Source organism: Microbacterium sp. NPDC086615, from assembly GCF_040686055.1.
Lineage (GTDB): Bacteria > Actinomycetota > Actinomycetes > Actinomycetales > Microbacteriaceae > Microbacterium.
Map to the genome: position 1 here is coordinate 81,033 of NZ_JBFBJJ010000008.1, position 25,166 is coordinate 106,198.

Sequence of the window (25,166 nt, forward strand, 5' to 3'; positions counted from 1 at the left end):
GACGGCGACCCAACTAGGCCTGATGGATCAGGTCATCCAGGGGAGTGATCCCTGCGTCAGACGTCAGCCACCAGTGCGGGGCGACGGTGTTGAAGACGCGCAGGAACGTGCGCGGGTTCCGGTCCTCGACGTAGCGGAGCCAACTGGTCAGCACCCCAACGAACAAGTGGGCGAAACCATTGGCAGCCGCCTCTGCGAAGAATTCAGGGTCGACATCTGCTGGCGGGGCGTCTCCACCGTTCCACGTATCTAACCCGAGAGTCTTCTGACTGAGGATCACCGAATCGTGCACATGCCTGATCAGCATCGAGGTCACGCCCGGCGCTTTATCGAACAGAAGCGCCGGGGCGTACACCGCTTCCCGGTGGACGACATGCCCGACCACCTTCATCAAGGTCGCTTCGAACTGCAGTCGCCGCGCGAGCGGATCCCGGATATCCCCGCGAAGTCCCGCGTCGCGCAGGTCGTCCAGTTCGGAACGGAGCGCTTCCTCCAACAGAGCTTCAGGTGAGGGGGAGTGCCGATAGAACGTCGCTCTTCCCACTCCCGCGCGTGATGCCACGTCGGTGATCTTCACGTCTCTGATCGGCGTCGACGCAGCTGCTTCCAGCACGGCCGTATGCAGACGGGCACGAGATTTCGCCTGGCGAGCATCTCCCTCGAATTCACCCATGATACAAGTGTCTCATAAATGGCTCACGAGAAGGAGGAAATTCAGGCTGGGCAACACCGTGGCGGGAAGCTCTTGTAACGCCGGGGCGAGTCACATCATTTGTGGCTACCGCCGCGCGGTCGCAGTTGGACTCCCTCCCCAATGAGTCGCTGCCGTACGTTGTTGTAGCTGGTGCCGAGGCGAGACGCGATAGTGGCGATCGGATGGCCGTGTTCGTACAGCGTTCGTGCGACCTCGACCTGGTCGCTTGTGAGCGGTTGACGTCGCAGTGTTGCTCCCTCGTCTCGAAGCAAGCGAAGAATGCCGGTCTTTGACAGGCCGTAGGTCTCACACAGACTCGGAGTCGTTGCGCCCGACTCGTACTCGGCGGCGATTCGCTTGATCTGTGCCGGTTCGAGACGTCGGCGCAGTGATCGACTCACCTGCTCTCCTGGGGTAGCGGAGAAAGGCGAATTTGGCGCCAGATCAGCCCGTTTCTGCAGTTCCACAAGAGGTGGCGGTAGTAGCGCGGATTTATCCGAGTAGCGGTGTACCGGCTCTACTTCTCAGAGGGGCTAGCTGCCTTACTCGAACAATTCTTCGGTGTCGCTCTCTCGCGCTCATCTCTCCTCAAAGTGGTCTGCACAGTGGCCGGGTTTTGAGAGTTTTCTTAGTGACGTCCGGCCACGCTGGCGGCATGCGTTCGAGTCGTCGTGCCGTTCGGCCGTCACGGGTCCCCGATCCATCGGTTGTCTTCTGGGTGGCGAAAGCCGCTTCCACCGCGCTCGGCGAGGCGGTCTCGGACTTCTCGATCCGGGCCCTCGATCCCGTCGTCGCCGTCCTCCTCGGGTTCACCTTCTTCGTCGTCGCTCTGGCGTGGCAGCTGACACGTCGGCGATACGTGCCGGGCGTCTATTGGCTGGCCGTGGCGGCGGTCGGGGTGTTCGGAACGATGGCGGCCGACGTGATGCACGTCGTCGTCGGGCTGCCGTACGCTGCATCGGCGATGCTCTACGCCGTTCTGCTGGCCGGCGTCTTCGTGCTGTGGCGACGCACCGAGGGCACCCTGTCGGTCCACGATGTGACTACGACGCGCCGCGAGCTCTTATACTGGGCAGCCGTCGTCGGTACGTTCGCGCTCGGCACCGCAGTCGGTGACCTGACTGCCGTCACTCTCGGGCTCGGGTACGTCGCGTCGATCGCGCTCTTCGCTGTTCTGATCGCGGTCCCCTTCCTAGGATGGCGCTTCGCGCGGTGGGATGCGGTGCTGTCGTTCTGGTTCGCGTACGTTCTGACCCGTCCCCTCGGCGCATCCGTTGCAGACTGGCTCGGAAAGCCCGGTGCGGAGGGCGGTGTGGGAATCGGATCCGGCTGGGTGTCCCTTGGCCTGGCCGTCGTGATGATCATGCTCGTCTCTGTCATGCAGGCGAGTTGGCGTGTACCCGCTGCGGTCGAACCGGAACGTGAGACGGATGCGGGCGGCCTCCGATGACGTCGACCACCCGCATCCCGCGGCTCAACCGGTCGGCGCGTCGTCGCCCGTCTCGCCGTCGGCGGTGCCGTCTTCGTGACCGGGGTCGTCGGCGCTTTCCTGATCGGGCGTCTCCCCGACCTGGTCGTCGGCTGTCTCGCCGTCGCCACCGGTGTCCGTCGCATCCGAACCCCTGACGTGAGGTGCGGGTGTGGACACGGCGGTGGTCGCGTTCGCGTTCGCGGGCAGGGACATCGCGGCGACGCCACCGATTCCGGCCAGCGCGATCACGCCAGCGGCGAGACTCAGGCTGATCCATCGACGTTGCGGGGTGTTCATGGTCCGTCCTTTCTTCGGCTCGGATGAGCCGTTGAGAGAAGACTCGCTCGGGGATTGTAAGAAACGACGAAGATGAATCGAGTGATTCCCCGACGGCAGAACTGTGGCGCACATCAGTGCTTTCTGAGATGCAGGGGTCCAAGCTGGGACCGAACGTAACGAATTCCAGCGGAGGTTGAACATGGTCGCTCCCCTGACGCATCGCCCTCGGCTGTTGCTCGTCGAGGACGACGACCAACTCGGCCCGCTGATGGCGAAGGTGCTCGACGAGGTGTACGACGTGACGCTCGTCGCCGACGGCGGGGAGGCTCTCGAGGTGGCAACTTCTCGGACGTTCGACGTGATGGTCGTCGATCGGCGTCTTCCGTCTGTGGACGGGCTCACGATCGTCGAGACGCTGCGACGGGCGGGGGCGGGAGTTCCACTGCTCATCCTCACCGCGCTGGGCACGGTCCAGGACAAGGTGCGCGGCCTCGACGCCGGGGCCAACGACTACCTCGTGAAGCCGTTTGAGTTCGACGAACTGTTCGCTCGTCTCCGCGCCATCCGTCGCGTAAGCGGAGGAGAGGGGCCCTTTGTCCGCGTCGGCGAGTGGGAGTTCTATCCCGATTCCCGAGCGGTCTACTCGCCGTACGACGGACGCATCATCCTCACGGAGCGGGAGAGCTCTCTGCTCACCCTTTTCGCGGTCAACCCCCAGCGGACGTTCTCGCGCGACGACATCCTCCGCTCCGTTTTCTCGCCCGATGACACCCCGGGAGCCGTCGACACCTACGTGCACTACCTCCGCAAGAAGACCGACCCAGCCATCGTGCAGACCGTGCGCGGGCGGGGATACCGTCTGGGACTGATGTGAGCACCCAAAAGTACCCTCTCGACGCTGACGCCCTCCTCGTTCGCGCCGCCGCCCGGCGGGTCGCTCTCACCATCACTGTCGCCGTGTCGCTGCTCGTCGTGGCGGTCCTCGTGGCGGCCTTCTCGGTGGTGCTCACGCAGATCCCGCTCGGCGACCTCCTGCATCCCGGACCTCGTGAGACGGTCGTCGACATCGACGGAGTCGACATCCTGTTGGCGGGCACGCTGATCGGCGTGGCGGCCATCGCCTCGGCGGGGCTGCTCGGGTGGCTCGTCACCCGCCGGGCGGTGCGCCCCCTCGTGGACGCCCTCCGACGCCAACGTGAATTCGTGGCCGACGCCTCGCATGAATTGCGCACGCCTCTGGCGGTTCTGGATGCCAGGATCCAGGTGCTGCAGAGGTCCTTGACGCCGTCGGATCCCCATGCGTCCGTCGTCGCGGACCTCCGTGCCGACTCGCGCGCCCTCATCGGCGTGATGGCAGATCTTCTCGAATCCGTCGAAATTCCGAAGGACGCTGTGTCTGAACCCGCGCCGGTCGCACCGGTGGTGGAGTCGTCCATTGCCGCGATGCGGCTCCTCGCGCGTCAACGAGAAGTGACGCTCGTAAGCCGACTTTCCAGCGACGATCTTCGGGTCTCAATGCCCGCATCTAGCCTCCAGCGCTGCGTCGTCGCGCTGGTCGACAATGCGGTCAAGCACTCACCCGCGGCAGGGAAAGTCGTCGTCTCCGTGAGACGCGAGGGGCGTCACGTCCGCATCGATGTCACCGATGAAGGCCCCGGCATCCGAGGAATCAGCCCCGATCGAGTCTTCGACAGATTCGCTCGATCGGCCCATGCCGTCGGGGGCGGCGGGTCATCGCGAAGCGGGTTCGGCATCGGGCTGGCGCTCGTTCAGGATGCTGTCACGCGATACGGCGGATCCGCGATCGTCTCGACTACCTCGGATGCCGGCACGACGATGACTCTTCGCATCCCGGTGTCCCGGTAGGAGGTCCCCGCACCGGAATCCGCTTCTTTCTGAGTCGCATCTTAGGGCGGCCCTCCTACCGTGCCCCCATGACGATCTCCCTGCCCTCGGCCCGCGCGTCGAGACGCATCATGTCCAGCAAGGTGCCCCAGATCACCATCTGGTTCTGGATCATCAAGGTTCTCTGCACGACGGTGGGGGAGAGCTTCGCCGACTGGATCAATGTGACTCTCGGCGTCGGGCTGGAAGCCACATCCGTGATCTTCACCGTCGTGCTGGCGGCGGTCCTGACCTGGCAGCTGGCGCAGCGGCGGTACGTCCCGCTCGTGTACTGGCTCACGGTCGTCGTCGTCAGCGTCACCGGCACGCTCTACACCGACATCCTCACCGACGATCTGGGCGTGCCCCTCGCCGTCAGCGCGGCCGTTTTCGCTGGTCTGCTCGCCGTTGTGTTTGCGGTGTGGTGGCTAAGCCAACGCACGCTGTCGATCCACAGCATCACGACGACGCGACGCGAGCTGTACTACTGGCTCGCCATCCTCGTCACCTTCGCCCTCGGGACCGCGGCTGGCGACGGCATCCTCGAACTCACCGGGTGGAGCCCCGGAGTGTCGGTGCTATTGCCGGCAGGTCTGATCGCTGCTGTGTTCGTCGGGTGGAGGCTCGGCGCGAATGCCGTGCTGTCCTTCTGGCTGGCCTACGTCCTGACGCGTCCGCTCGGGGCCAACCTCGGCGACTGGCTCGGGTTCGACCCCTCGGAAGGGGGTCTCGGCCTGGGCGTCGGATGGACCAGCGTCATCTTTCTCATCGCGATCCTCGGAACGGTCGTTTTCCTCACGGTGACCCGCGCCGATCAGGCGAAACTGGCGCCAACCCCCGATCCGCGTCCGAAAGCCACCAGACGGGAACGTTGGATGCTCGCGTACTTCGCGATCGTCGGGGTCGTCGCCGTGGCAGTACTCAGCTGGGCGCATGCGCAGCCCCACACCACGGCAGCGGCGAGCGAAGAGGGTCCGAGCACCCACGCCACGCTGGCTCCCGGGCAGTCGGCCACCGCCAGCTTCCCCGCCAGCACCGTCGCCGGCTACCGGAACATCGTGCAGGAAACCCTGTCGATGGTGCGCAGCAACGACCAAGCAGGCGCGAAGACGCGTATCACCGACCTCGAAACGGCCTGGGATCAGGACCAGCCCACACTCGAGCCACGGGATGCCGCGGCATGGGCAGTGATCGACGGACGCATCGACGCGGTGCTGAAGGCCGTACGAGCCTCCGCGCCAGACCCCACCGCGGAGACGGACGCCCTTCAGACCCTGATGAACACCCTCTCGTCATGACCAGTACCCACCTTGTCGCCGCATCCGCGGGTCTGCTTCCCGACGCGGCATCCATCCTCCACGCGTTCGGGCCGTGGGTGCTCGCGGGGATCGCCGTCCTCATCTTCATCGAGTCCGGGGTCCTGTTCCCGTTTCTCCCGGGTGATTCGCTTCTCGTGACGGCGGCTGTCCTCGCCGGCCCCCTCGGGATCCAGCCGTGGCAGGTTCTCCTCGTTGGCATCCCCGCCGCGATCCTCGGCGACCAGACGGGCTACTGGCTCGGCCGACGATTCGGCAGACGTATGTTCCGAGAAGGCGCGCGTGTTCTGCGCCCCGAACGACTGCGAGACGCGGAACGGTTCTTCGAAAGATACGGCGGCGGGTCGCTGGTGCTCGGACGATTCGTACCAATCGTCCGCACGTACGTACCCGTCGCTGCGGGGACCGCGCACATGCCCTACCGGCGTTTTCTCGTGTGGAACACCGCGGGCGCGACCCTGTGGGTCGTGGGCATGACGGTCATCGGGCTCGTGCTCGGTGGCATCCCGTTCATCGTCGACAACATCGACGTATTGATGATCGTCATCGTGCTGATCTCCGTCCTGCCCGTCGTCTTCGCACTGGTGAGGAAGGGGCTGGCATCGCGTCGCGCGCGCAAGGAAGGTCCCGACGGCGAGACCGCTCCCGAGTCTGATTGACGCCCACGGGCGATGAAGAAAACCTCCCATCCCGAAGGACCGCATGCATATTCTCGAGGTCATCATCCTGGGGCTCGTTCAGGGCCTGACCGAGTTCCTCCCGATCTCCTCCAGCGCCCACCTGCGCATCGTGGGCGAGTTCCTCCCGTCGCAGACCGATCCCGGCGCGACGTTCACCGCCATCACCCAGATCGGCACCGAGCTCGCGGTGTTGCTGTACTTTCGCAAGAAGATCGGCCGCGTCATCTCGCGCTGGTTCCTCTCGCTGACCGGCCGTGTGCCGCGCAACGATCCGGATGCGCGCATGGGCTGGTACATCATCATCGGTACGCTGCCGATCGCCGTGCTCGGGGTCGCTCTGCAGACGCTGATCCGCGACACCTTCCGGAGCCTGTGGATCACCGCGATCGTGCTCATCGTCTTCGGCATCCTGCTCGGCCTCGCCGACCACTACGGCAAGCGCCGCCGCGACCTCGACGACCTCACCTACGCGCACGGCATCGCCTACGGTTTCGCCCAGGCCCTCGCCCTCGTCCCCGGCGTCTCCCGCTCCGGCGCGACCACCACCCTGGGCCGTGCGCTCGGTTACAACCGCACCGCTGCCGCCGAGTACTCGTTCCTGCTCGCCGTGCCGGCGGTGTTCGCGAGCGGACTGTACGAGCTCTACAAGAGCTTCGACGAGGGCACCGGTCCCTACAACCTCGGCGAGACCGCCATCGCGACCGTGATCGCGTTCGTGGTCGGCTACCTGGTCATCGCGTTCCTCATGCAGTACCTCAAGCGCGGAAGCTTCCTGCCGTTCGTGATCTACCGCGTCGCCCTCGGCATCCTGATCATCGTGCTCCTGCTGCTCGGCGTCATCCCCGCCGAATCGGCCATCATGACCAACTGACGGACGGCGAGGAGATCACATGAACGCAGGCACAATCGTCCTCATGGGCGTGATCGCCGGAGGCACGATCTTCATCGGCCTTCCGGCCGGCCGGCTCTCCACGAGAGCAGGGGGATTTCGGGCCCTGCTCAACGCCATCACCATCGGTGTGCTGCTCTTTCTTTTGTGGGACGTACTGGTGCATGCCGTCGAGCCGGTGGAATCCGCTCTCACCGCGGCAGCGATCGAGGAGCGCGGGTCGTGGAAGGAGTTTCTGATTCTCACGGCCCTTCTCTTCACCGGCATCACGATCGGTGTACTCGGGCTCGTCGCTTATGACGGCTGGACAGCCCGACGGACCAGTCGCCGCGTCGCCACGGCGAGATCGGGCGTGCTGCGGCTGGGTGAGCCGGCCAGCCGATTGGCCTTTCTGATCGCGGTGGGTATCGGCCTTCACAACTTCGCAGAGGGTCTTGCCATCGGGCAGTCCGCCGCGAGAGGCGAGCTCCAGCTCGCGGCCGTCCTGGTGGTCGGGTTCGGCCTTCATAATGCGACAGAGGGATTCGGGATCACGGCGCCGTTGGCAGGATCATCCGGCCGCCCCTTGTGGCGACAGCTCGGGGTGCTCGGTCTGATCGGCGGCGTTCCCACGCTTGTGGGCACCGTGCTCGGCAGCGTCATCGTGAACGACGCCCTCGCCCTCACCTTCCTCGCTCTCGCGGCCGGATCGATCATCTACGTCCTGGTCCAGCTCGTCGGTGTCGCCCTCAACTTGCGAGGCGGCTACCTGACATACATCGGTCTCCTCGTTGGCCTGTTCGCTGGTTTCGGAACCGATTTCGTCGTAACCGCGGCCGGGGTATGACCGCGAGCCTCGCCGCTGTGGACTCACCGTCGTGGATGATCGGTCAGTAATCTGCAGGGGTGCCTACCGTCGACATGCTCGTACGAACGGGTCTGGCCACACTGCTCCTCACCGCTGTGGCTGTTCTCGTCCTTGCGGCCGGCGGCATCCGGGGGTGGTGGAGCCCCACGGTCGCTATCGCGCGCGCGGGCATGCAGCTGGCGGCGCTCAGCTTGGTGCTCGGCGGTATCATCGGGGATCCCGTCTGGGTGGGCGTCGGGCTGTGCGTCATGTTCGCTGTTGCTGTCGCCGTGTCGACACGGCGAGCGGGCGAGCCCCTCGCCGCTTCATGGAGGGCAGCGGTTGCGCTCGGCATCGGTGTCGGCGTCGCTGGTGGGAGCGTGTTTCTCACGGGCGCGGTTGCGTGCACGCCCCGCTACCTCCTTGCCGTCGGAGCGATGGTGATCGGTAATGCGATGACCGTGTCGTCGCTCGCGGGTCGGCGCTTCGCGCAATTGCGCGCGGACCGGTGGGCCGAAGTCGAGGGGTGGCTGGCGCTCGGTGCGACCCCGCGACGAGCCACTCGCGATCTCGGACGAATCGCCGTGTACGACGCGCTCGTCCCTGGAATCGACCAAACCAAGACGACGGGGCTGGTCGTCCTTCCCGGAGCTTTCGTCGGAGCGGTTTTCGGCGGGCTCTCCCCGCTGGAGGCAGGAAGGTTCCAGCTGGTCGTCCTCGCGGCCATTCTCGCGGCGGGGGCCATCACGGCGACGATCACCGTCTCACTGACGTCGGGTCGAATGTGGACGGCCTTCTCTTCCCGCCGCGGGGCCGACGCTGGACGCCCGCTCGAATGAGAGACTGTCGGACTCCGTTGTAGCTGACGTCAAAGCGTGCGGCGATTGCTGCGAGGGACATACCGCTCCCGTAGAGATCAGCCGCTTCTCTCACCTGCTCAGTACTGAGCGGCTGACAACGGAGTTGGACGCCCTCATCACGCAGCAGTTTCAGCAGGCCACCCTTCGAGAGGGTGTACTCCGCGCAGAGGGATGGGGTCGTCGCGCCGGACTGATACTTCGTGACGATCTCAGCGATGAGAGCTGGCTCGAGGCGACGGCGCAAGAGTCGAGGCAACGGCTCTGGGGGCGAGTTTGAGACAGACGGATTCGGCACTAGACCAGCCAATTTCTGCAGTTCCACCAGGGGCGGTGGCAGAAGCACTGATTTATTCGAGTTGCGGTGTACTGGGCCTACCAAGACCGTCAGACAGAAGCGCCGGAGATTCTCCGGCGCTTTTCTCGTCGGTCTGCGCCTGGCTGGCCCGAGCCGCGCGGAATGGCATACGCGCGCCACTTCCTGGGAAGCTGATGCCATGCACCTTCCCGCCCTCCCTTTCGCCCTCCACGCCTCCGAAGGATCGGCGTGGATGCCGACGGCATCCGGAATCGAAGGGACCGCCCCGGCCGGAACCGACCTCTTCGTCGACCCGAGCGGGGTCAGCGGGGTCGCGGCCGAGACGCTGCTCAACGCGCACACCCTGCTCGGCACGCCGCCGGCGGGGGACTTCACGCTGTCCGCGCGGGTGACACCCGACTTCGGGGCGACGTTCGACGCGGGGGTCCTGCTCGCGTGGGTCGACGACACGACGTGGGCGAAGCTGTGCTTCGAGCGGTCCCTGGCCGGAGCGTCGATGGTCGTCTCGGTCGTGACGAAGGGGGTGTCGGACGACGCCAACGGGTTCGTCGTGCACGCGCCCGACGCGCGGCTCCGCATCGCGCGCGCGGGGAGCCTCCTGGCGTTCCACGCTCACGACGGCGAGGGGTGGAGCTTTGTCCGGGCGTTCACGCTGCCGGGTGTCGCCGATGCCCTGACCGTCGGTTTCGAGGTGCAGAGCCCGACCGGAGAGGGATGCCGCGTCGCCTTCGACGAGATCGCGTTCGAGCATCGGACGGTCGCCGACCTGCGCAGCGGAGACTGACCCGGTCGCCTCCGCGCGCGCTCACCACCAGCCGGACGAAGCCTCGTCGCCCGTATCCGAGGAGTCGGAGCCGTCGGCCCACGCCAGCCGGAACCCGCAGTCGCGGCACTCGTCCGCCTCGAGGCCCTCATCGATCAGGGGGTGCATCGTGATACCGCACGACGGGCAGATGGGCTGGGCGTCGTCGCGGAGGTCTCCGTACGTCATGGTGGTCTCACAAGCTCGCGGTCGTGCGTGGAGCCTCCATTCAACCCCGGCCACGAGGGGGTGAGGCGCTACCCGCGCCCGACCGTCCGCACGGCCGCCGTCACCACCGGCGCCGCGATGTCGAACGCCGCGCCACCCGGCACCGACTCGAGGAGCCGGCGCGTGTAGTCGTCGCGGGGGTCGGCGAACACGGCCTCGATCGGGCCCTGCTCCACGATGCGTCCGTGCAGCAGCACGACCACCTCGTCGCAGAGCTCTTCGACGACGGCGAGGTTGTGCGAGATGAACAGCATCGTCAGTCCGTGTTCGTCGCGCAGGCGCTCGAGCAGCTGCAGGATCTCGGCCTGTGTCGACACGTCGAGCGCCGAGGTGATCTCGTCGGCGACGATCACGTCGGGGTCGACGACGAGCGCCCGGGCGATCGCGATGCGCTGGCGCTGACCGCCCGAGAACTCGTGGGGGTAGCGGTCCACGGCATCCGGACCCAGGGCGACGGATGCCAGGGCCTCGACGATCCGTGCCCGGTGGCGTCGCAGGCTCGCGCCGCGCGGATCGATGGCCTCGGCGAGCGTCTGCCCGATGGTGCGGCGCGGGTCGAGGGATGAGAACGGATCCTGCGGGATGTACTGCACCCTTCGGCGGACCGCCGCGATGATCGAGCGGGGAGCGGACGCCAGCTCGATCCCGTCGAACACGACCGACCCGGCGGCGACCCGGTGCAGGCCCACGATCGTCTTCGCGAGCGTCGACTTGCCCGAGCCGGACTCTCCGACGACGCCGATCGTGCGCCCGCGATCGACGCGCAGATCGACGCCGTGCAGCACGCGGGCGCTCCGGATGCCATGACCCAGATCGACCGCGAGGTCGCTGATGCTCAACAGAGGGGTGTCAGACACGGTGGGCCTCCTCGAGGGGGCGCGGAGCGGTGCGCAGGGTGGGGGTGGCCGCGAGCAGGGTCCGCGTGTAGGGGTGCTCCACCTCGCGGCGGCGCAGCTGCTCGGCGGTCAGCCGCTCGACGATCTCGCCGTTTCGCATGACCAGCACGCGGTCGCACAGCGCCTCGACCACCCCGATGTCGTGCGAGATGAACAGCACCGCGGTGCCGTGGTCGCGGTTCAGGCGCTTGAGCTGACGCAGGACGTCGGCCTGCACGGTGACGTCGAGCGCGGTCGTCGGCTCGTCGGCGATCAACAGGGCGGGATCGGTCACCAGCGAGCTGGCGATCGTCGCGCGCTGCAGCATGCCGCCCGACAGTTGGAAGGGGTGCTGTCCCATCACGGTTCGCGGCTCACGGATCCGCATCTCGCCGAGGCCGTCGCGTAGACGGTCACGGGCAGCGCGGCGTGAGAGACCGAGATGGACGCGGGCGACCTCGGTCAGCTGCGCGCCCATCCGTAGGGCCGGGTTGAAGGTCGAGCCCGGGTCCTGGTAGACCAAGCCGACCTCGCGCGCGAGGCGCGAACGATGCTTGTTCGACAGGAGGTCGAGGTCGCCGAGGCGGAGGACCTCGGCATCCACTCGCACCCCGTCGGCCTGAAGTCGCGCGAGGGACATCGCCGTCATCGACTTGCCCGAACCGGACTCGCCGACGAGCCCCAGGATCTCTCCTGCGCCGATCTCGAACGAGATGCCGCCGACGAGCGTCTTGCCGCTCGGGGCGGTCACGGTGAGCGCGCGTACCTCGACGAGGGCGTCGGTGTGCACCGAGGTTCCGCGGGGCGTGCGACGTGCGGCGGAGGCACGTGAGGTGCGCGAGCTGCGGGGGTCGAGCCAGATCGCGAGGCCGTCGCCGGTGAGCATCGCCGCGACGCCGGTGAAGACGAGCATGACGGAGGGGCCGACGACCTGCATCGGCTGCGAGTACACGGCGGGGAGGCCCTCGTTGAGCAGACGCCCCCAGTCGAACTCGGGGCTCTGCACGCCGAGGCCGACGAACGACAGGCTCGAGATGTCGAGCAGGGTCAGGGCGAAGCTCGACGCGATGAGCACGAGGAGCGGGCCCGAGATGTTCGGCAGCAGGTGCCGGCTGAACAGACGCAGGCGGGGGACGCCGAGCAGACGAGCGGTGCCGACGAAGTCGCGCGTCGCGACGGAACCGGTCATGTTCGAGGTGATGCGCGCGAAGCTCGGGACGCCGGCGAGGGCGATCGCGATGATCGCCGGAACGGTGCCGGCGCCGAGGATCGCCGCGATCACGAGCGCGAGGATCAGCGAGGGGAACGCGACGGTCGAGTCGACGATGCGCAGCACGACGTCGCGCACCCGGCGGCTTCCCACCCAGATCAGTCCGCCGATGAGCACTCCGAGGACGACCGATCCGATCGTGGCCGCGGTGGCCATGAGCAGGGTCAGACGCGTGGCGACGAGCGTGCGGGCGAGCACGTCGCGTCCGAGGTCGTCGGTGCCGAGCAGGTGCGCGGGCGAGGGTGGCATCCGGGTGTCGGCCGTGACGGTCGTGGCGCTCGCTCCCCAGACGATCGGGGCGACGACCGCGATGACGACGAGCACGGCGAGCATGATCGCGCCGGCGATGAGGGATGCCGGGATCCGGCGTCGGCGGTCAGACATGGGTGGGTCCTCCCAGGGTGCGCGGGTCGATGAGGCCGAGGACCACATCGATCACCAGGTTGATGAGGATGGCGAGCGCGCCCACCGTGAGGACGATCCCCTGGATGACGGGGAAGTCGCGGAAGATGATCGCCTGCACGACCTCGAGGCCGAGGCCCGGGAGGCTGAACACCGTCTCGATGACGATCGCGCCGCCGAGCATGCTCGCGAGGATGAGCCCGGTCAGGGTGAGGGTGCTCGCCATGAGGTTGGGCAGGGCGTGTCGGATGTAGAGCCGTGCCGCGCTCAGTCGGCGGCCGCGGGCCGTGCGCATGTAGTCCTGGTGCAGGACGGAGTAGGTCTCTTGCACGACCACGCGTGCGACGGCGAAGGTCGGGCCGAGAGCGAGAGCGGCGATCGGGAGGATGTAGGCGTTGGACGTCGCCGCCCCGCCCGCGGGGAGCACCTTCAGCCAGATCGCGAACACGACCACCAGCAGGGTGCCGGCGACGTAGGCGGGGAACGAGGCGAAGAAGCCCGCGATCGTCCCGAAGCCGACGGACAGCCACGGGCGACGCCCACTGCGGGTGAGCACGCCGATCGTCATCCCGACCGGGATGGCGACGAGGATGACGACGAGGATCGCGCCGATCGCGGTCGTGGCCGTGTAGGGCAGCTTCGTCGCGATGGTCGTGGTGACGGGGGTGTTGTAGCGGAAGCTCTGGCCGAGGTCGAGAGTGACGAGACCGTGGAGGTAGTCGAGGAACTGCACCGGCAGAGGGTCGTTCAGGTGAAGGCGCTCGCGGAGAGCCGCGACGGCATCGGCCGAGGCGTTGGGGCCGAGGATCGCGATCGCGGGGTCACCGGGGATCAACGGGACGATCAAGAAGGTGAGGAGCACCAACAACCCGAGCGACAGCACGAGGCCCCCGAGACGGCGGAGGGCGAACGCGCCCCACCCGCCGCCCCCGCCCCGCCGGCGCACCGGTGGGGCGGGGGCCTCGGCGATCACCGAGAGATCGACGCCCGACATCAGCCCGCCGTGGTCCCGGTCAGGACGACACCGCGGGCGAGAGGAGCCTGGCGGTGCTGCCAGTCGAAGATCGGCTCGAGCTCGGCGCCGAGGCGGAGCAGCGTGGCCTCGTCGTAGGGCGCCCCCACGAGCTGGGCACCCAGCGGCATCCCGTTCGCTCCCGTGTGCACGGGCAGCGAGAGTGCCGGGAGGCCCGAGATGTTGCAGAACGCGGTGAACGAGATCGTCGAGAACTCGGTGAGCCGCTCGCCCGCGGGGTCGTTGTTCGCCTCGTCATAGACAGAGCCGACCAGGGGAGTGGGGACGGCAGTGGTCGGGGTGAGCAGCACATCGAAGTCGCGACCCCACTGGGCGTTCACCCGGCGGGTCTCGATCTGCAGCAGGACGGCGATCTCGGCGTACTCTCCCGCGTGGAACGATGCCGCCCGGTCGTAGCGGTACCGGATGTAGGTGTCGAGCTTGTCGGCATCCTCGATGGGCGAGGCCCAGGTCGAGGCACTGATGACGAGGTCGGCGAATCCGCGGGTGGCGCGCTCCGAGAAGAGGAACGGCGAAACGGGCGTGACATGGTGGCCGAGGCTCTCGAGCGCTCGCGCGGCCACCAGAGCCGCCTCGCGATTCTCGGGGTGCACGTCGACGCCGGTGGGTGCCTCGAGGAGCAGGCCGATGCGAAGGCGGGGTCCGGTGGTGCGGATCTCTTCGAGATAGGGCCGGATGGGCGCGGGCGCCGAGTACCACCCGAGCGGATCGAGGCGGCCGAGCGCGTCGAGCACCCCCGCGGCGTCTTCGATCGTGCGCGTGATCGCCCCCTCGGTGGTGGAGTGCTCCCACGCGCGCACGTCGTTGGGAATGCGGCCGCGGCTCGGCTTCAGGCCGACGAGGCCGGTGGCCGCGGACGGCACGCGGATCGACCCGCCGCCGTCCGAGGCGTTGGCGATCGGCGCGATGTCGGCCGCGACGGCGGACGACGCGCCTCCTGACGAGCCGCCCGAGGTGTAGTCGAGGTTCCACGGGTTGCGGGTCTTGCCGTGACGGGCGTTCTCGGTCGCGGTCAGCGCCCCGAACTCGGGGCTGTTCGACCGGCCGAACAGCACGAAGCCGGCCTCTTCGATGAGATCGACGGTGACCTCGTTCGCCTCGGCGGGGCGCTCCTCGACCGACATCGACGAGAAGGTGAGGGGCTGGTCACGGACGGCGACCAGGTCTTTGATCGGCATGGGCACCCCCTCGAACGGGCGAGACGTGTCGCCGCGGCGGATGCGGTCGTCGGACTCGCGCGCGCGGCGGAGGACGTCGTCGCGGTCGATCCACACGATCGCGTTCACGGCGGGGTTCACCGCGTCGAGACGGTCGAGATAGTGCTGAGCGGCTTCGACGGCCGAGACCTCGCCGGAGCGGATCTGACGGGCGAGCTCGGTGGCGGAGATGGAGGAGGAGATCATGAGGGGTCCTTTCGGGATGCCGAGCCCTGAGGCCCGGCATCCCTGTCGGCGTTACTTCGAGATACGGAAGAGGGGGTCGTCGAGCGCTCCGCCGAGCATCTGCACCCTGAAGCCGGGACGCGAGGCGTAGATGAACGCGTCGTTGAGCAGCGGCAGCGTGTCGGAGCGGCTGACCAGCGCCTGGACCGTCTCGTCGAGGGCGGCGCAGCGTGCGGTCTCGTCGGTCGCGCTGTTGGCGGCGGCGAAGCTCGTCTCGGCGCCGGTGTTGGCGACCGCGCCGAAGTTCGTGCCGCCCCCCTCGAGCGTGGGACCGGTGAGGTTCAGCAGGGGGCTCGCGAGCGAGCCGAGGAAGTTGAGGTCGGCGAAGACCGTCATGTCCCAGTCGCCGGGCTTGGCGGCGACCGTGGTGATCCAGCTGCCGACATCGGTGTTGGTGAGGTCGACCTCGGCGCCTGCGGCACGCAGCGCTTCGGCGATGTACTCGTTGCCGGCACCGGCCGGGCCGATGATCGTCGGTGCCACGAGGCGGATCTTCGTGCCCGACAGCGCCGCGGTGGCAGCGGCCACGTCCTGCGAGGGGATGTCGATGTTCGAGCCGCTGACGCACGAGACGCTGTCGGCTCCGAGGGAGGTGAGCACCGTGCCCGTGTCCTGCGAGGTGACGTTGCCGAACATGGAGCGATCGATCGCCTGGATGACGCCCTTCCGCAGTCCCTCGTCGGTGAAGGGGCTCCCTTCGCGCTCGTTGAAGATGAGGTAGCTGTCCGAGAACGGGTTGACGGTGACGGTGTAACCCGTCTGGCCCTGGAACCGGTCGCGGGTCGTTGCCTGGATCTTGCCGATGTCGAGCTGACCGCCGAGGATGAGGTTCGCCGTGGCGGTGGAATCGGGCGACACCGTGTAGGTGAGGTTCGTCGCGGGAGAGCCGGTGACCGAGCTGGTCCAGGCCGGCCACGCCGAGTAGTCGCCACGCAGCGTGTAGTCGTAGCTCACCCCGGGCTGGAAGGTCTTCAGCGTGTACGGACCCGACTCGCTGCCCTTCACCGTGCCCGCGGCGAGACCGGCGGGGTCGGCGAGGCCGGCGGGGCAGATGATGCCGCTGCTCGCGACCGACATCGCGTCGACCATGTACGGCCACGGGTTGGCGATGTCGACCGTGACCGTGCCGGCGGCGTCGTCCGCGGTGATGGTCGGGGTGTTGCCGGGGCCGAACGTGTAGACGACCTGCGTCGAACCGCTGGCGGGCCGGGCGAAGTAGTCGAGGGAGTTCTTGACGATCGTCGGCGTGATCTTCGTGCCGTCGGAGCACGTGGCATCCGCTCGGATCGTGAAGACGGCCTGCGTCGGGGTCGACGTCCATTTCGTCGCGAGACCGGGCACCAGACCGCTCGCGTCGCGGCGTACGAGGGTGTCGTAGGAGCTGCGCGCGAGCAGGAAGTCCGGGAGCGAGGTGGCCAGCGTCGGGTCGAAGGTGGCCGGGATGTCGATGGTCGTGCGGATCGTGTCGGTGTACGTGGCGGTGGCGTCGCCACCGGTGGTCGTGCAGCCGGCTGTCGCGAACGCGACGGTCAGAGCGAGGGTTGCGGCGATGACGCCGTGACGGGTTTTCATGGTCTGCCTCTCGGGTGATGCGCGGGTCGGGTCGGGGTCAGTCGGCGATCTCAAAGATCTCGATGGTCGTGTGGTGGGGGTTCGCGGTGGCGCGGCCGACGAACATCGATCGCGTCAGCCACTGCAGGTGGGGAGCGACCGTGCGGAAGCGCGGCGTGCTCTCGAAGTAGACGGCGCCGTCCGCGGGCTCGCGCACGACGCCCACGTTGTAGACGTCGATGACGTCTCCCTCGGTGGTGCGGATGAGGTAGCGGGCTTCGACGGCGAAGGTGCCGTCGGCGCGCACGAGACACCAGTCGCCGCCCCCGGGCACGATCTCGCCAGTGACCTCGCCGGTCACGGGTCCCCCGGTGATGGGGATGAACTCGAGGACGTCGTCGCCCTGCTTCTCGAGCGGGATCCCGGGAGCGACGTGAGCGGTGATGGTGACGCAGTAACGCAGGGATGGAGCGGGAGCCATCGGTTCCTCCGGGCTGTCAAATCGGTGCGCTTCGTTGCGCGGTGACGCCGAGTATGTCCATAGTGGATGACATAGTCAACAGCATTCACTAACTCGTAACAATGGCCGTCCACGAGGGAAACACGGGTGACGCGAGGCACGGATGACTGCTCTCCAGGCTGAGCCGCACGCGAGGTCGAAACGTTGTGATTGGGATAGTCTTCTTCGTTCACGAGGTCGAGTACCGACCAGACCCGTGGACGCCCGCGGGGAGATCGGAGGCAGCATGGCCGAAGAGAAGAGGACCCGTCGCAAGCGCGGTTCGCTCAGTCGCGCCGAGATCGTCGACGCCGCCCTGCGTCTCATGGACGGCGAGGGGGAGTCCGCTCTCACGTTCTCCCGTCTGGGGGCGGAGCTGAAGTCGTCGCCCACTGCGGTGTATCGGCACTTCGCCAGTCGCGAAGACCTGCTGACCGCCCTCGCGGATCGCCTCGACGGCATCTCTCTCGAGGGCTACGAGCCCACGGATGACTGGCGAGCCGACTTGACGGACTTGGCGTGGCGTGCCTGGCGGACGGCGGAGGCTCACCCCGCCGCCGCGGCCGCGACGCTGCTCATGGTCGCCAACAGCATCAACGAGCTGCGCGCCGTGGAGTGGATCCTGCGAGCGATGGCGGTTGCGGGCCTGCGTGGTCGCCCGGCCGTGATGCAGTACCAGGTGTACACGCAGATGGTGCTCGGTGCGGCTTCGGCCTACGGGGCGCGACTGGTGAGAGCCGATTCGCGCGAGGTCGCCGAAGGCTGGATCCAGGTCTATGCGCCCACCGATCCTTCGCAGTACCCGCACGCGGAAGCGGCGAAGGCGGAGCTCGCGATGATGAACTACCGCGAGGTCTTCGCCACGCAGCTCGAGATGTACCTCTCCGCACTCGCGCTCGCGGTCGCCGCCCAAGGTGACGCGTCCGAGAACCCGGGGGACCGCACGGCCCGAGCGTGATGGGGCGCGGGCGCACCGCGCGACGGGTCCGGGTGGATCCTCCCCCGTACTGGGCAGGATGGGGAGCATGAACTCCCGCCTCGCCCTGATCACCGGCGTCGGCACGGGGGCGACCGTTCCTGCGGCTACCGTCGAGTCATGACCGACGCCGCTTCGCCGTCCGCTCGCCTCGGACTCGGTCTCGCGGCGGTCGGTCGTCCCGCCTACATCACCACCGACCGCGACGTCGATCTGGGTGACCCCGAAACGCGCTCGATCGACGCGATGCGCGAGCGCGCGCACGCTCTGCTCGACGAGGCCTGGGCGCTCGGCATCCGCTATGTCGACGCCGCCCGGTCCTACGGGTACGCCGAACGCTTCCTCGGGTCGTGGCTCGCGGCGCATCCGGAGCGTCGTGCCGAGCTGACGATCGGGTCGAAGTGGGGCTACGAGTACGTCGGCGAATGGCGAATGGATGCCACGGTCCACGAGCGCAAAGAGCGTTCCGCCGCGATGCTCGAGAGGCAGTGGCCGGAGACTCTCGCCGCTCTCGGGTCGGCACCCGATTCGTACCTCATCCACTCGGTGACCCCGGAGAGTCCCGCGCTCGGGGACGCGGGCGTGCTCGAACGGCTCCGCGAGATCGCCGCCGGGGGAGTGCGCGTGGGGATCTCGACCAGCGGGCCCCATCAGGGCGATGTCGTCGACGCGGCGCGGTCGCTCACCGACAGTCCGTTCTCCGTCGTGCAGGCCACGTGGAATCTGCGCGAGCAGGCGGCGGGACCGGCTCTGGCCCGCGCCCACGCGGTGGGCTGGACGGTGGTGGTGAAGGAAGCTCTCGCCGGAGGAGAGCTCGCTCGTTCCGAGCCCGACGGCGACGTCGGAGCGGGCCTCGACGGAGCGGGCCTCGATGGAGCGTCGCTGGCCCTCGGCGTCGCTCGAGCGCAGCCGTGGGCCGACGTCGTGCTGAGCGGAGCGGTGACGATCCCGCAACTCCGCCGAGGAGCCGCGGCCACGCCGCGTGAGGTCGACGTCGAGACGCTCGGCCGGTGGGCGGACGATTCCAACGAGTACTGGCGCCGTCGGGCGGCTCGCCCCTGGCGGTAGGTAGCCGCCGGGCGTGATGAGTGACCGCGGGGGTGCCGTGTCCCCTAGTGTCGGCAGTACGTGCCGTCTGACTCGCTTCGAGGAGAACCGATGACCCCCACTGCGCCCGTCCCCACGAAACTCCGCATGTTCTTGAACAGTCTGCTGACCGCGGTGATCGCGAGCGTCGTGTACCTCGTCATCGGTATCCTCCAGGGCCACTCGTCATCGTCGATCACCTTCACCGTCATCGGCATGCTCGTGGTGATCACTCTCGTCAATTTCCTCGCCCAGGTCTGGCGCTACAGCCCGCCGCGTTCATCCCGCAAGGTCTGACATCGCGGACGCTCCGATGCGCCGGGGTAGACGAAGCCTGGACCCACGTCTGAGGGAGGCGCGAATGACACCGTTTCCGACCGAGGGGTCGACGGGTTCGGCCCACGGCCTTCCCGACCGATGACGGAATCGGTGGATCCGCGCCGGTGGCGCGCGCTGGCCGTCCTACTGATGGGGCAGTTCGCCTCGCTCCTCGACCTCAGCGTCACGAACGTCGCCCTCCCCTCGATCGGGCGCTCGACGGGCGCCGGAGCGAGCGAGCTGCAGTGGGTGATCACGGGCTACGTCCTGGCCTTCGGGCTCGTTCCCGTGATCGGCGGTCGACTCGGCGACGGCCGCGGGCGCCGGCGCATGTTCATCGTGTCGATGCTCGGGTTCGTCGTCGCGAGCGCCCTCGTGGGACTCGCGCCGACCCCCGAGGTGCTCATCGCGGCGCGCGTCGTCCAGGGGATCTTCGGTGGCATGATCGGGCCGCAGGTATCGGGGTTCATCCAGAACGCCTTCCCTCCGCTCGAGCGGGGCAGAGCCTTCGGGCGGCTGGGGCTCACGGTCGGTGCGGGCACCGCCCTCGGACCCGTCGTGGCGGGCCTGCTGATCGCCGTGGGTGGCGAAGACAACGGCTGGCGCCTGGTGTTCTTCATCAACGTGCCCGTCGGTATCGCCGCCGTCCTGCTCGCGCGGCGCTGGGTCGCCGCCGACGTGCCCGCGGCGCAGGGAGCGGGGAGACGGCTCGATCTGCTCGGCGTCGTTCTGCTCGGCGCCGGGCTGCTGTGCCTGCTGTTCCCGATCGTCGAGACCGGCCAGGCCGGCGGTCCCGTGACACTTCTCCTCCTGCTCCCGGCGGCGGGACTCCTCGTCGCCTTCGTCCGGCACGAGTCCCGTCTGACGCGAGCGGATGCCGCGCCCTTGGTCGATCTGCGCCTGTTCCGCACGCGATCGTTCGTGATCGGCGTGATCTTCGCGGTCGTGTTCTTCTGCAGCAACACCGGCATTCCGCTCGTGCTCGCGCTCTACTACCAGAACGGCCTCGGCTTCACGGCGTTGCAGTCGGCGCTGGGGGTCACGGCCTACGCCGTCGGCACGGTCTTCGGAGCCCCCATCGCCGGACGCTTCGTTTCGCGGGTCGGCAGGCCCCTGCTGCTCGGAGCGGTCTCCGTCCTCACCCTCGTCACGATCGTGCTCGCCGTCGTCGTCCAGGCCGCGCCCGGGGCCACCGACCCGACGGGCGTGATCCTGCGCCTGTGCGTTCCGCTCTTCGTCCTGGGTATCGCCGGCGGGTCGATCGTGACACCGAACCAGACGCTGACCCTCGCCGAGGTCGATCCCGCACGCGGCGGCGTCGCCGGTGGCGTCGTGCAGACCGCGCAGCGGGTAGGCGCCTCGATCGGTCAGACGGTGCTCGGCACGAGTTTCGTGCTGGCGCTGGCGGGAACCTCGCGCGCGGCCGGACCGGGTTCTCCCGCCCCCGATCCGAGCGCGTTCGCCGGTGCGCTCACCGTGGCGCTCGCCGTGTCGGTCGTCTTCTCCGCGGCCGCCGCGGTGCTCAGCGGGGTCGAAGTGCATCGTTCACGGAAGCGATAGCGCGCGGACCTCGTCATGACCGCGTGACCGCGATCGGTGGGCCGACCGAGAGCCCCTGTGAGGCGGCGGCGGAATCCGGGAGCGCGGTCGCCCCTGCGCTCACTCCGGGTCGACGAGGAGGTTCGTGATGCGGGCCGTCGCGACGAGCCGACCATCGTCGTCGGTGACGCGCACGTCATAGGTCGCCATCCGGCGCCCGCGATGCGCCGGTGTGGCGACCGCATGGATGCGACCCTCGCGCGCGCCGCGATGGTGGGTGATGTTGAGGTCGACGCCGACGCACACCTTGTCGAAGGTGCTCGCGTGGATCATCGCCGCCCACGAGCCCACCGCCTCGGCGAGCGCGGCGGTGGCCCCGCCGTGCAATCGACCTAGCGATTGCGTGTTCCCCTGGACGGGGAGGGATGCCGAGACGCGCTCGGCGGACTGCTCCGTCACCGTGATGCCGAGGCGCTCGTCGAGGGCTCCGGGCACGATGGTCCAGGTCGTCATGAGTGCTCCCTCCGCGGTGCGCTTGTCGCGAGCCCGCTCCTCTGACACTATTACTGAACGCTCGGTTGGTAATAGTTTCACCGGGTGTTTTCCCCGCCCCACGGAACGACGGAGTTCTCATGGCCACACAGACCTCGGCATCCCCCTCTTCGACCGGGCTGAAACGAGAAGAACGGCGCGTGCTCGCCGGTACCCTCGTCGGCACCTCGATCGAGTGGTACGACTTCTTCATCTACGCCCAAGCGGCCGGGCTCGTGCTCGCGCCGCTGTTCCTCGCCCCGCTCGCCGAGTCCGACCCGGCCATCGCCCAGGTGCTGTCGTTCGCGACCATCGGCATCTCGTTCCTCTTCCGCCCGCTCGGCGCGATCGTGGCCGGCTACCTGGGTGACCGCCTCGGCCGCAAGAAGATGCTCGTCCTCACGCTCATCATGATGGGCGTGTCGACGGCCCTGATCGGCCTGCTGCCGACCTACGCCGCGATCGGTGTGGCCGCCCCCGTCCTTCTCATCCTTCTGCGCGTGCTGCAGGGTTTCTCGGCTGGCGGCGAGTGGGGTGGTGCGGCCCTGCTGTCGGTCGAGCACGCTCCGGTGAGCCGTCGCGGATACTTCGGCGCGTTCCCGCAGATCGGCGTGCCGGTGGGCATGATCCTCGCCACCGCGACGCTCTGGATCCTCACGTCGTCGATGTCGGCCGAGGCCTTCCTCGCGTGGGGGTGGCGCGTGCCGTTCCTGCTCTCGATCGTGCTGATCGTCGTCGGCTACGTCATCCGTCGCGCCGTCGAGGAGAGCCCGGTCTTCGAGGACCTCGTCCGTCGCCGCAAGGAGTCCTCGGCCCCGCTCGGCCAGCTCTTCCGCAAGAACTGGCGTCAGGTCGTGCTCACCGCGCTGGTCTTCATCGGCAACAACGCCGCGGGATACCTCCTCATCGCCTTCTTCTCCACGTACTCCGTCGCTATGCTGGGTCTCGAGCGGCCGACCGTGCTGCTGGCCACGACGCTGGCATCCTTCGGGTGGCTCGGTTTCACCCTCTGGGGCGGCTGGCTGTCGGACCGCCTCGGACGCGTGCGCACCTTCCAGCTCGGCTACCTGCTGCTGGCCGTCTGGGCCGTGCCGATGTGGTTCCTCATCGACACCGGGAACATCGTCTGGTACTTCGTGGCCCTGTTCGTCATGACGCTCGGCCTCGGCCTGTCGTACGGACCTCAGGCGGCACTGTACGCCGAGATGTTCCCGGCCAACGTCCGCTACTCGGGCGTCTCGATCGGCTATGCGCTCGGCGCGATCATGGGCGGTGCCTTCGCCCCGATGATCGCCGAGGCGCTGCTGCGCTCGACGGGCGTCTCTTGGACGATCGGCGTGTACATCGCCGTCGCCGCGCTGGTGTCGCTCGCCGCGGTGTCGATGATCAAAGAGACGAAGGGCGTCGACCTGCACGCCTGATCCGGATGCCGACGGAGGGGCCTCGCGCGGTGCGCGGGGCCCCTCCGCCGTGTCGTGGCCCGCTCCCCGTGCCGTCGTGCGGAGTTCTCGGGCGACGCGCCGCTCGGCGGGGACGGGATGCGGCGTGTCGGCGCCGAAGTCCGCGTGACGGTACGCGCGGTCGTTCCGTGCCGTCGTGCGGAGTTCTCGGGCGACGCGCCGCTGGGTGGGGGCGGGGTGCGGTGTGTCGGCGTCGAAGTCCGCGCGGCGGTACAGGCGGTCGTGCCGTGCCGTCGTGCGGAGTTCTCGGACGACACGCCGCTCGGCGGGGACGGGGTGCGGCGTGTCGGCGCCGAAGTCCGCGCGGCGGTACACGCGGTCGGCGCGTGCGGGTGCTCAGACGGTGCGGAGTCCGTCGAGCGCGATCCGCACGATGTCGTGGCCGAGGCGATCGCCGTCGACACTGCCGCCGGGGCGGTACCACTCGACGACCGAGTTGATCATGCCGAACAGCAGGCGTGCGGCGACCGCGGCGTCGACGTCATCGCGCACACTGCCCTCCGCCTGCGCCTCGGCGACGAGGGCGGTGACGCGGTGGTCGAACACGCGTCGGCGCTCGAGCGCCGCCTGCTCGACGGCGCTGTTCCCGCGCACGCGAAGCAACAGGGTCACCGCGGGCAACTGGGCCACCAGCACGTCCGTCGCCCCCGTGAGGACGAATCGAAGACGATCGGATGCCGCGCCCTCACGGGCACCGGGCTGGTCGAGAACGGCCTCGAGGCCGCCGAGCGCCGCTTCGAGGGCGACCGCCAGAAGCTCTTCCTTCGAGGCGAAGTGGTGGTACAGCGCCGACTTGGTCAGACCCAGGCGACGGGCGAGGTCGGCCACGCTCGTCGCGTCGTAGCCCTGCTCGTTGAAGAGCTGCACAGCGACCGCGAGCAGACCCTCACGGTCGTACCCCGGACGCCCGCGGCGCGCGGGAGCCGTCGTCGTCGTCGAGGGGTCGGCAGCGGTCACGCACTCAGTGTGGCACTTCGATCGAGCGTTGCCGCGTCAGCGCGTGTCGCGCCACGAGTGCTGCGGGTCGTAGCCGAGCAGGCGGCGCGCCTTGTCGATCGACAGCAGCGTCGTGTTCTCGCCCAAATCGCCGCGCGTCTCGACGCCGGGGAACACCTCGGCGACGAGCTCGGCGTTGGGGCGGGTCATGACGGTGTCGGCCGCGGCGATGATGAACGTGTCGAACCCGGCCGGTGCCTTCTCGAGGGCGCGCTCGACGGCTTGCGCGCCATCACGCGCATCGATGTAGCCCCACAGGTTCCACTTGCGGGTGCGCGCGTCGGCGTCGAACGGGAACTCGGCATAGTCGTCGGGAACCATGACGTTCGAGAAGCGCAGGGCCGTGATCGACAGCTCGGGGTTCCAACGCACCAGTTCGACGGCCAAGCGCTCCTCGAGCGTCTTGACCAGCGAGTACACCGACTCAGGTCGCGGCGCGTACTCCTCGTCGACGGGGATGTAGGGCGGGTCGATGTCGAACGGCAGACCGAGCACCGTCTCGCTGGAGGCGTAGACGATTCGCTGGATGCCGAGGCGCACCGCCGCCCAGAACACATTGAACGTGCTGGTCATGTTGTTGTGGAAGGTCGCTACGTCGGACCGGATGCCGGGAGCGGGGATCGCGCCGAGGTGCACGAGGGCGTCGACACCGTCGTGCTGATCATTCACTCCCGCGAGCGCGTCGATGACCTGGCCATAGTCGGTGAGGTCGACCTGCACGAAGCCAGGACCGCGCTCGCCGCGGATGTCGAAACCGATCACTTCGTGACCGGCGGCGCGGAGCTCCCGCGCGACGACCGTGCCGAGCTTTCCGGACGAGCCGGTGAGAGCGATGCGCATGGGGCTCCTCGATGTCAGGGGACGTTCTCCGACGCTACCGCCGCCCTCCGACATCGGGGCCGTCTCCAGAAAGCGGAAATTCTGCACAGGTGTCCGCTCCGCG

Annotated in this window: 26 protein-coding genes; 14 read left to right on the top strand and 12 right to left on the bottom strand. The window is 68.3% G+C overall.

The features are described 5' to 3' along the window. Nucleotides 1-13: 13 nt before the first annotated feature. Nucleotides 14-673, bottom strand: a complete 660-nt coding sequence (locus tag AB0O24_RS09850; protein ID WP_275798789.1) for a TetR/AcrR family transcriptional regulator — start codon at nucleotides 671-673, stop codon at nucleotides 14-16. A gap of 739 nt (nucleotides 674-1,412) precedes the next feature. Here AB0O24_RS09850 and AB0O24_RS09855 point away from each other — a divergent pair. Next, nucleotides 1,413-2,144, top strand: coding sequence for a hypothetical protein (locus AB0O24_RS09855; RefSeq protein WP_275798786.1), 732 nt, complete (start codon nucleotides 1,413-1,415; stop codon nucleotides 2,142-2,144). 24 nt (nucleotides 2,145-2,168) lie between these two features. Here AB0O24_RS09855 and AB0O24_RS09860 read toward each other — a convergent pair whose 3' ends face one another. After that, nucleotides 2,169-2,462, bottom strand: coding sequence for a hypothetical protein (locus AB0O24_RS09860; protein WP_275798784.1), 294 nt, complete (start codon nucleotides 2,460-2,462; stop codon nucleotides 2,169-2,171). A 181-nt stretch (nucleotides 2,463-2,643) separates the two neighbouring features. Between AB0O24_RS09860 and AB0O24_RS09865 the strand changes: the two genes are divergently transcribed. From AB0O24_RS09865 to AB0O24_RS09900, 8 genes are all read left to right on the top strand, one after another. Continuing rightward, complete coding sequence (locus AB0O24_RS09865; RefSeq protein WP_275798782.1) at nucleotides 2,644-3,318, top strand: response regulator transcription factor; 675 nt, start codon at nucleotides 2,644-2,646, stop codon at nucleotides 3,316-3,318. Then, a complete protein-coding gene (locus tag AB0O24_RS09870; protein ID WP_275798780.1) occupies nucleotides 3,315-4,310 on the top strand; it encodes a HAMP domain-containing sensor histidine kinase in 996 nt (331 codons plus the stop codon). Before AB0O24_RS09865 ends, AB0O24_RS09870 begins: the two co-directional genes overlap by 4 nt. A 68-nt stretch (nucleotides 4,311-4,378) precedes the next feature. Beyond that, nucleotides 4,379-5,626 (top strand): hypothetical protein, encoded by a 1,248-nt coding sequence (locus tag AB0O24_RS09875; RefSeq protein WP_275798778.1) that lies wholly within the window; start codon nucleotides 4,379-4,381, stop codon nucleotides 5,624-5,626. Next, nucleotides 5,623-6,303: a DedA family protein gene (locus AB0O24_RS09880; RefSeq protein ID WP_275798776.1), complete on the top strand. Its 681-nt coding sequence runs from the start codon at nucleotides 5,623-5,625 to the stop codon at nucleotides 6,301-6,303. Before AB0O24_RS09875 ends, AB0O24_RS09880 begins: the two co-directional genes overlap by 4 nt. A gap of 43 nt (nucleotides 6,304-6,346) precedes the next feature. Next, on the top strand, nucleotides 6,347-7,195 hold the full coding sequence (locus AB0O24_RS09885) for an undecaprenyl-diphosphate phosphatase (RefSeq protein WP_275798774.1): 849 nt from the start codon (nucleotides 6,347-6,349) through the stop codon (nucleotides 7,193-7,195). A gap of 19 nt (nucleotides 7,196-7,214) precedes the next feature. Then, a complete protein-coding gene (locus tag AB0O24_RS09890; RefSeq protein ID WP_275798772.1) occupies nucleotides 7,215-8,039 on the top strand; it encodes a ZIP family metal transporter in 825 nt (274 codons plus the stop codon). 59 nt (nucleotides 8,040-8,098) lie between these two features. Then, entirely contained in the window at nucleotides 8,099-8,878 is a 780-nt protein-coding gene (locus tag AB0O24_RS09895) for an ABC transporter permease (RefSeq protein WP_275798771.1), read from the top strand. Between the two features lie 515 nt (nucleotides 8,879-9,393). Further along, complete coding sequence (locus AB0O24_RS09900) at nucleotides 9,394-9,999, top strand: DUF1349 domain-containing protein (protein ID WP_363374516.1); 606 nt, start codon at nucleotides 9,394-9,396, stop codon at nucleotides 9,997-9,999. Between the two features lie 21 nt (nucleotides 10,000-10,020). On the opposite strand, the gene AB0O24_RS09905 is transcribed toward AB0O24_RS09900, so the two are convergent. The 7 genes from AB0O24_RS09905 to AB0O24_RS09935 form a co-directional block, all read right to left on the bottom strand. Further along, nucleotides 10,021-10,206 carry a zf-TFIIB domain-containing protein gene (locus tag AB0O24_RS09905; RefSeq protein ID WP_275798767.1) on the bottom strand — a complete coding sequence of 62 codons (186 nt, stop codon included), beginning with the start codon at nucleotides 10,204-10,206 and terminating at the stop codon, nucleotides 10,021-10,023. A 68-nt stretch (nucleotides 10,207-10,274) separates the two neighbouring features. After that, on the bottom strand, nucleotides 10,275-11,102 hold the full coding sequence (locus AB0O24_RS09910; RefSeq protein WP_307385200.1) for an ABC transporter ATP-binding protein: 828 nt from the start codon (nucleotides 11,100-11,102) through the stop codon (nucleotides 10,275-10,277). Then, nucleotides 11,095-12,774 carry a dipeptide/oligopeptide/nickel ABC transporter permease/ATP-binding protein gene (locus tag AB0O24_RS09915; RefSeq protein ID WP_363374519.1) on the bottom strand — a complete coding sequence of 560 codons (1,680 nt, stop codon included), beginning with the start codon at nucleotides 12,772-12,774 and terminating at the stop codon, nucleotides 11,095-11,097. The genes AB0O24_RS09910 and AB0O24_RS09915 overlap by 8 nt, the downstream gene beginning before the upstream one ends. Beyond that, the gene (locus AB0O24_RS09920; protein ID WP_363374521.1) at nucleotides 12,767-13,786 is read right to left on the bottom strand and encodes an ABC transporter permease; all 1,020 of its coding nucleotides are present in this window, start codon (nucleotides 13,784-13,786) and stop codon (nucleotides 12,767-12,769) included. Before AB0O24_RS09920 ends, AB0O24_RS09915 begins: the two co-directional genes overlap by 8 nt. Beyond that, on the bottom strand, nucleotides 13,786-15,228 hold the full coding sequence (locus tag AB0O24_RS09925) for an amidase (RefSeq protein WP_363374524.1): 1,443 nt from the start codon (nucleotides 15,226-15,228) through the stop codon (nucleotides 13,786-13,788). The genes AB0O24_RS09920 and AB0O24_RS09925 overlap by 1 nt, the downstream gene beginning before the upstream one ends. Before the next feature lie 51 nt (nucleotides 15,229-15,279). Further along, nucleotides 15,280-16,839: an ABC transporter substrate-binding protein gene (locus AB0O24_RS09930; protein WP_363374527.1), complete on the bottom strand. Its 1,560-nt coding sequence runs from the start codon at nucleotides 16,837-16,839 to the stop codon at nucleotides 15,280-15,282. A gap of 37 nt (nucleotides 16,840-16,876) precedes the next feature. Beyond that, nucleotides 16,877-17,299, bottom strand: coding sequence for a DUF3237 family protein (locus tag AB0O24_RS09935; RefSeq protein WP_275798755.1), 423 nt, complete (start codon nucleotides 17,297-17,299; stop codon nucleotides 16,877-16,879). Between the two features lie 265 nt (nucleotides 17,300-17,564). Between AB0O24_RS09935 and AB0O24_RS09940 the strand changes: the two genes are divergently transcribed. The 4 genes from AB0O24_RS09940 to AB0O24_RS09955 all read left to right on the top strand — a co-directional run bounded on the left by AB0O24_RS09940 (nucleotide 17,565) and on the right by AB0O24_RS09955 (nucleotide 21,257). Further along, nucleotides 17,565-18,275 (top strand): helix-turn-helix domain-containing protein, encoded by a 711-nt coding sequence (locus tag AB0O24_RS09940; RefSeq protein WP_275798753.1) that lies wholly within the window; start codon nucleotides 17,565-17,567, stop codon nucleotides 18,273-18,275. 138 nt (nucleotides 18,276-18,413) lie between these two features. Further along, nucleotides 18,414-19,361, top strand: a complete 948-nt coding sequence (locus AB0O24_RS09945; RefSeq protein WP_363374529.1) for an aldo/keto reductase — start codon at nucleotides 18,414-18,416, stop codon at nucleotides 19,359-19,361. Nucleotides 19,362-19,451: 90 nt separating this feature from the next. Next, a complete protein-coding gene (locus AB0O24_RS09950; protein ID WP_275798749.1) occupies nucleotides 19,452-19,676 on the top strand; it encodes a hypothetical protein in 225 nt (74 codons plus the stop codon). 120 nt (nucleotides 19,677-19,796) lie between these two features. Continuing rightward, the gene (locus tag AB0O24_RS09955; RefSeq protein ID WP_363374532.1) at nucleotides 19,797-21,257 is read left to right on the top strand and encodes an MFS transporter; all 1,461 of its coding nucleotides are present in this window, start codon (nucleotides 19,797-19,799) and stop codon (nucleotides 21,255-21,257) included. 99 nt (nucleotides 21,258-21,356) lie between these two features. Here the strand turns inward: AB0O24_RS09955 and AB0O24_RS09960 are convergent, their stop codons facing one another. Then, entirely contained in the window at nucleotides 21,357-21,749 is a 393-nt protein-coding gene (locus tag AB0O24_RS09960; protein ID WP_307385213.1) for a PaaI family thioesterase, read from the bottom strand. 119 nt (nucleotides 21,750-21,868) lie between these two features. On the opposite strand from AB0O24_RS09960, the gene AB0O24_RS09965 reads away from it, so the two are divergent. Beyond that, nucleotides 21,869-23,188 (top strand): MFS transporter, encoded by a 1,320-nt coding sequence (locus AB0O24_RS09965; protein ID WP_363374535.1) that lies wholly within the window; start codon nucleotides 21,869-21,871, stop codon nucleotides 23,186-23,188. 375 nt (nucleotides 23,189-23,563) lie between these two features. Here AB0O24_RS09965 and AB0O24_RS09970 read toward each other — a convergent pair whose 3' ends face one another. After that, entirely contained in the window at nucleotides 23,564-24,184 is a 621-nt protein-coding gene (locus AB0O24_RS09970; RefSeq protein WP_307385217.1) for a TetR/AcrR family transcriptional regulator, read from the bottom strand. A 36-nt stretch (nucleotides 24,185-24,220) separates the two neighbouring features. After that, the gene (locus tag AB0O24_RS09975; protein WP_307385219.1) at nucleotides 24,221-25,063 is read right to left on the bottom strand and encodes an NAD(P)-dependent oxidoreductase; all 843 of its coding nucleotides are present in this window, start codon (nucleotides 25,061-25,063) and stop codon (nucleotides 24,221-24,223) included. Between the last annotated feature and the right edge of the window lie 103 nt (nucleotides 25,064-25,166).

Bases quoted from the DNA above. Each gene is read 5' to 3' on its own strand.
- AB0O24_RS09850 (WP_275798789.1), bottom strand. From the start codon at position 673: ATGGGTGAATTCGAGGGAGATGCTCGCCAGGCGAAATCTCGTGCCCGT.
- AB0O24_RS09860 (WP_275798784.1), bottom strand. From the start codon at position 2,462: ATGAACACCCCGCAACGTCGATGGATCAGCCTGAGTCTCGCCGCTGGC.
- AB0O24_RS09865 (WP_275798782.1), top strand. From the start codon at position 2,644: ATGGTCGCTCCCCTGACGCATCGCCCTCGGCTGTTGCTCGTCGAGGAC.
- AB0O24_RS09875 (WP_275798778.1), top strand. From the start codon at position 4,379: ATGACGATCTCCCTGCCCTCGGCCCGCGCGTCGAGACGCATCATGTCC.
- AB0O24_RS09880 (WP_275798776.1), top strand. From the start codon at position 5,623: ATGACCAGTACCCACCTTGTCGCCGCATCCGCGGGTCTGCTTCCCGAC.
- AB0O24_RS09885 (WP_275798774.1), top strand. From the start codon at position 6,347: ATGCATATTCTCGAGGTCATCATCCTGGGGCTCGTTCAGGGCCTGACC.
- AB0O24_RS09890 (WP_275798772.1), top strand. From the start codon at position 7,215: ATGAACGCAGGCACAATCGTCCTCATGGGCGTGATCGCCGGAGGCACG.
- AB0O24_RS09900 (WP_363374516.1), top strand. From the start codon at position 9,394: ATGCACCTTCCCGCCCTCCCTTTCGCCCTCCACGCCTCCGAAGGATCG.
- AB0O24_RS09905 (WP_275798767.1), bottom strand. From the start codon at position 10,206: ATGACGTACGGAGACCTCCGCGACGACGCCCAGCCCATCTGCCCGTCG.
- AB0O24_RS09915 (WP_363374519.1), bottom strand. From the start codon at position 12,774: ATGTCTGACCGCCGACGCCGGATCCCGGCATCCCTCATCGCCGGCGCG.
- AB0O24_RS09920 (WP_363374521.1), bottom strand. From the start codon at position 13,786: ATGTCGGGCGTCGATCTCTCGGTGATCGCCGAGGCCCCCGCCCCACCG.
- AB0O24_RS09925 (WP_363374524.1), bottom strand. From the start codon at position 15,228: ATGATCTCCTCCTCCATCTCCGCCACCGAGCTCGCCCGTCAGATCCGC.
- AB0O24_RS09930 (WP_363374527.1), bottom strand. From the start codon at position 16,839: ATGAAAACCCGTCACGGCGTCATCGCCGCAACCCTCGCTCTGACCGTC.
- AB0O24_RS09935 (WP_275798755.1), bottom strand. From the start codon at position 17,299: ATGGCTCCCGCTCCATCCCTGCGTTACTGCGTCACCATCACCGCTCAC.
- AB0O24_RS09940 (WP_275798753.1), top strand. From the start codon at position 17,565: ATGGCCGAAGAGAAGAGGACCCGTCGCAAGCGCGGTTCGCTCAGTCGC.
- AB0O24_RS09945 (WP_363374529.1), top strand. From the start codon at position 18,414: ATGACCGACGCCGCTTCGCCGTCCGCTCGCCTCGGACTCGGTCTCGCG.
- AB0O24_RS09950 (WP_275798749.1), top strand. From the start codon at position 19,452: ATGACCCCCACTGCGCCCGTCCCCACGAAACTCCGCATGTTCTTGAAC.
- AB0O24_RS09955 (WP_363374532.1), top strand. From the start codon at position 19,797: ATGACGGAATCGGTGGATCCGCGCCGGTGGCGCGCGCTGGCCGTCCTA.
- AB0O24_RS09960 (WP_307385213.1), bottom strand. From the start codon at position 21,749: ATGACGACCTGGACCATCGTGCCCGGAGCCCTCGACGAGCGCCTCGGC.
- AB0O24_RS09965 (WP_363374535.1), top strand. From the start codon at position 21,869: ATGGCCACACAGACCTCGGCATCCCCCTCTTCGACCGGGCTGAAACGA.
- AB0O24_RS09975 (WP_307385219.1), bottom strand. From the start codon at position 25,063: ATGCGCATCGCTCTCACCGGCTCGTCCGGAAAGCTCGGCACGGTCGTC.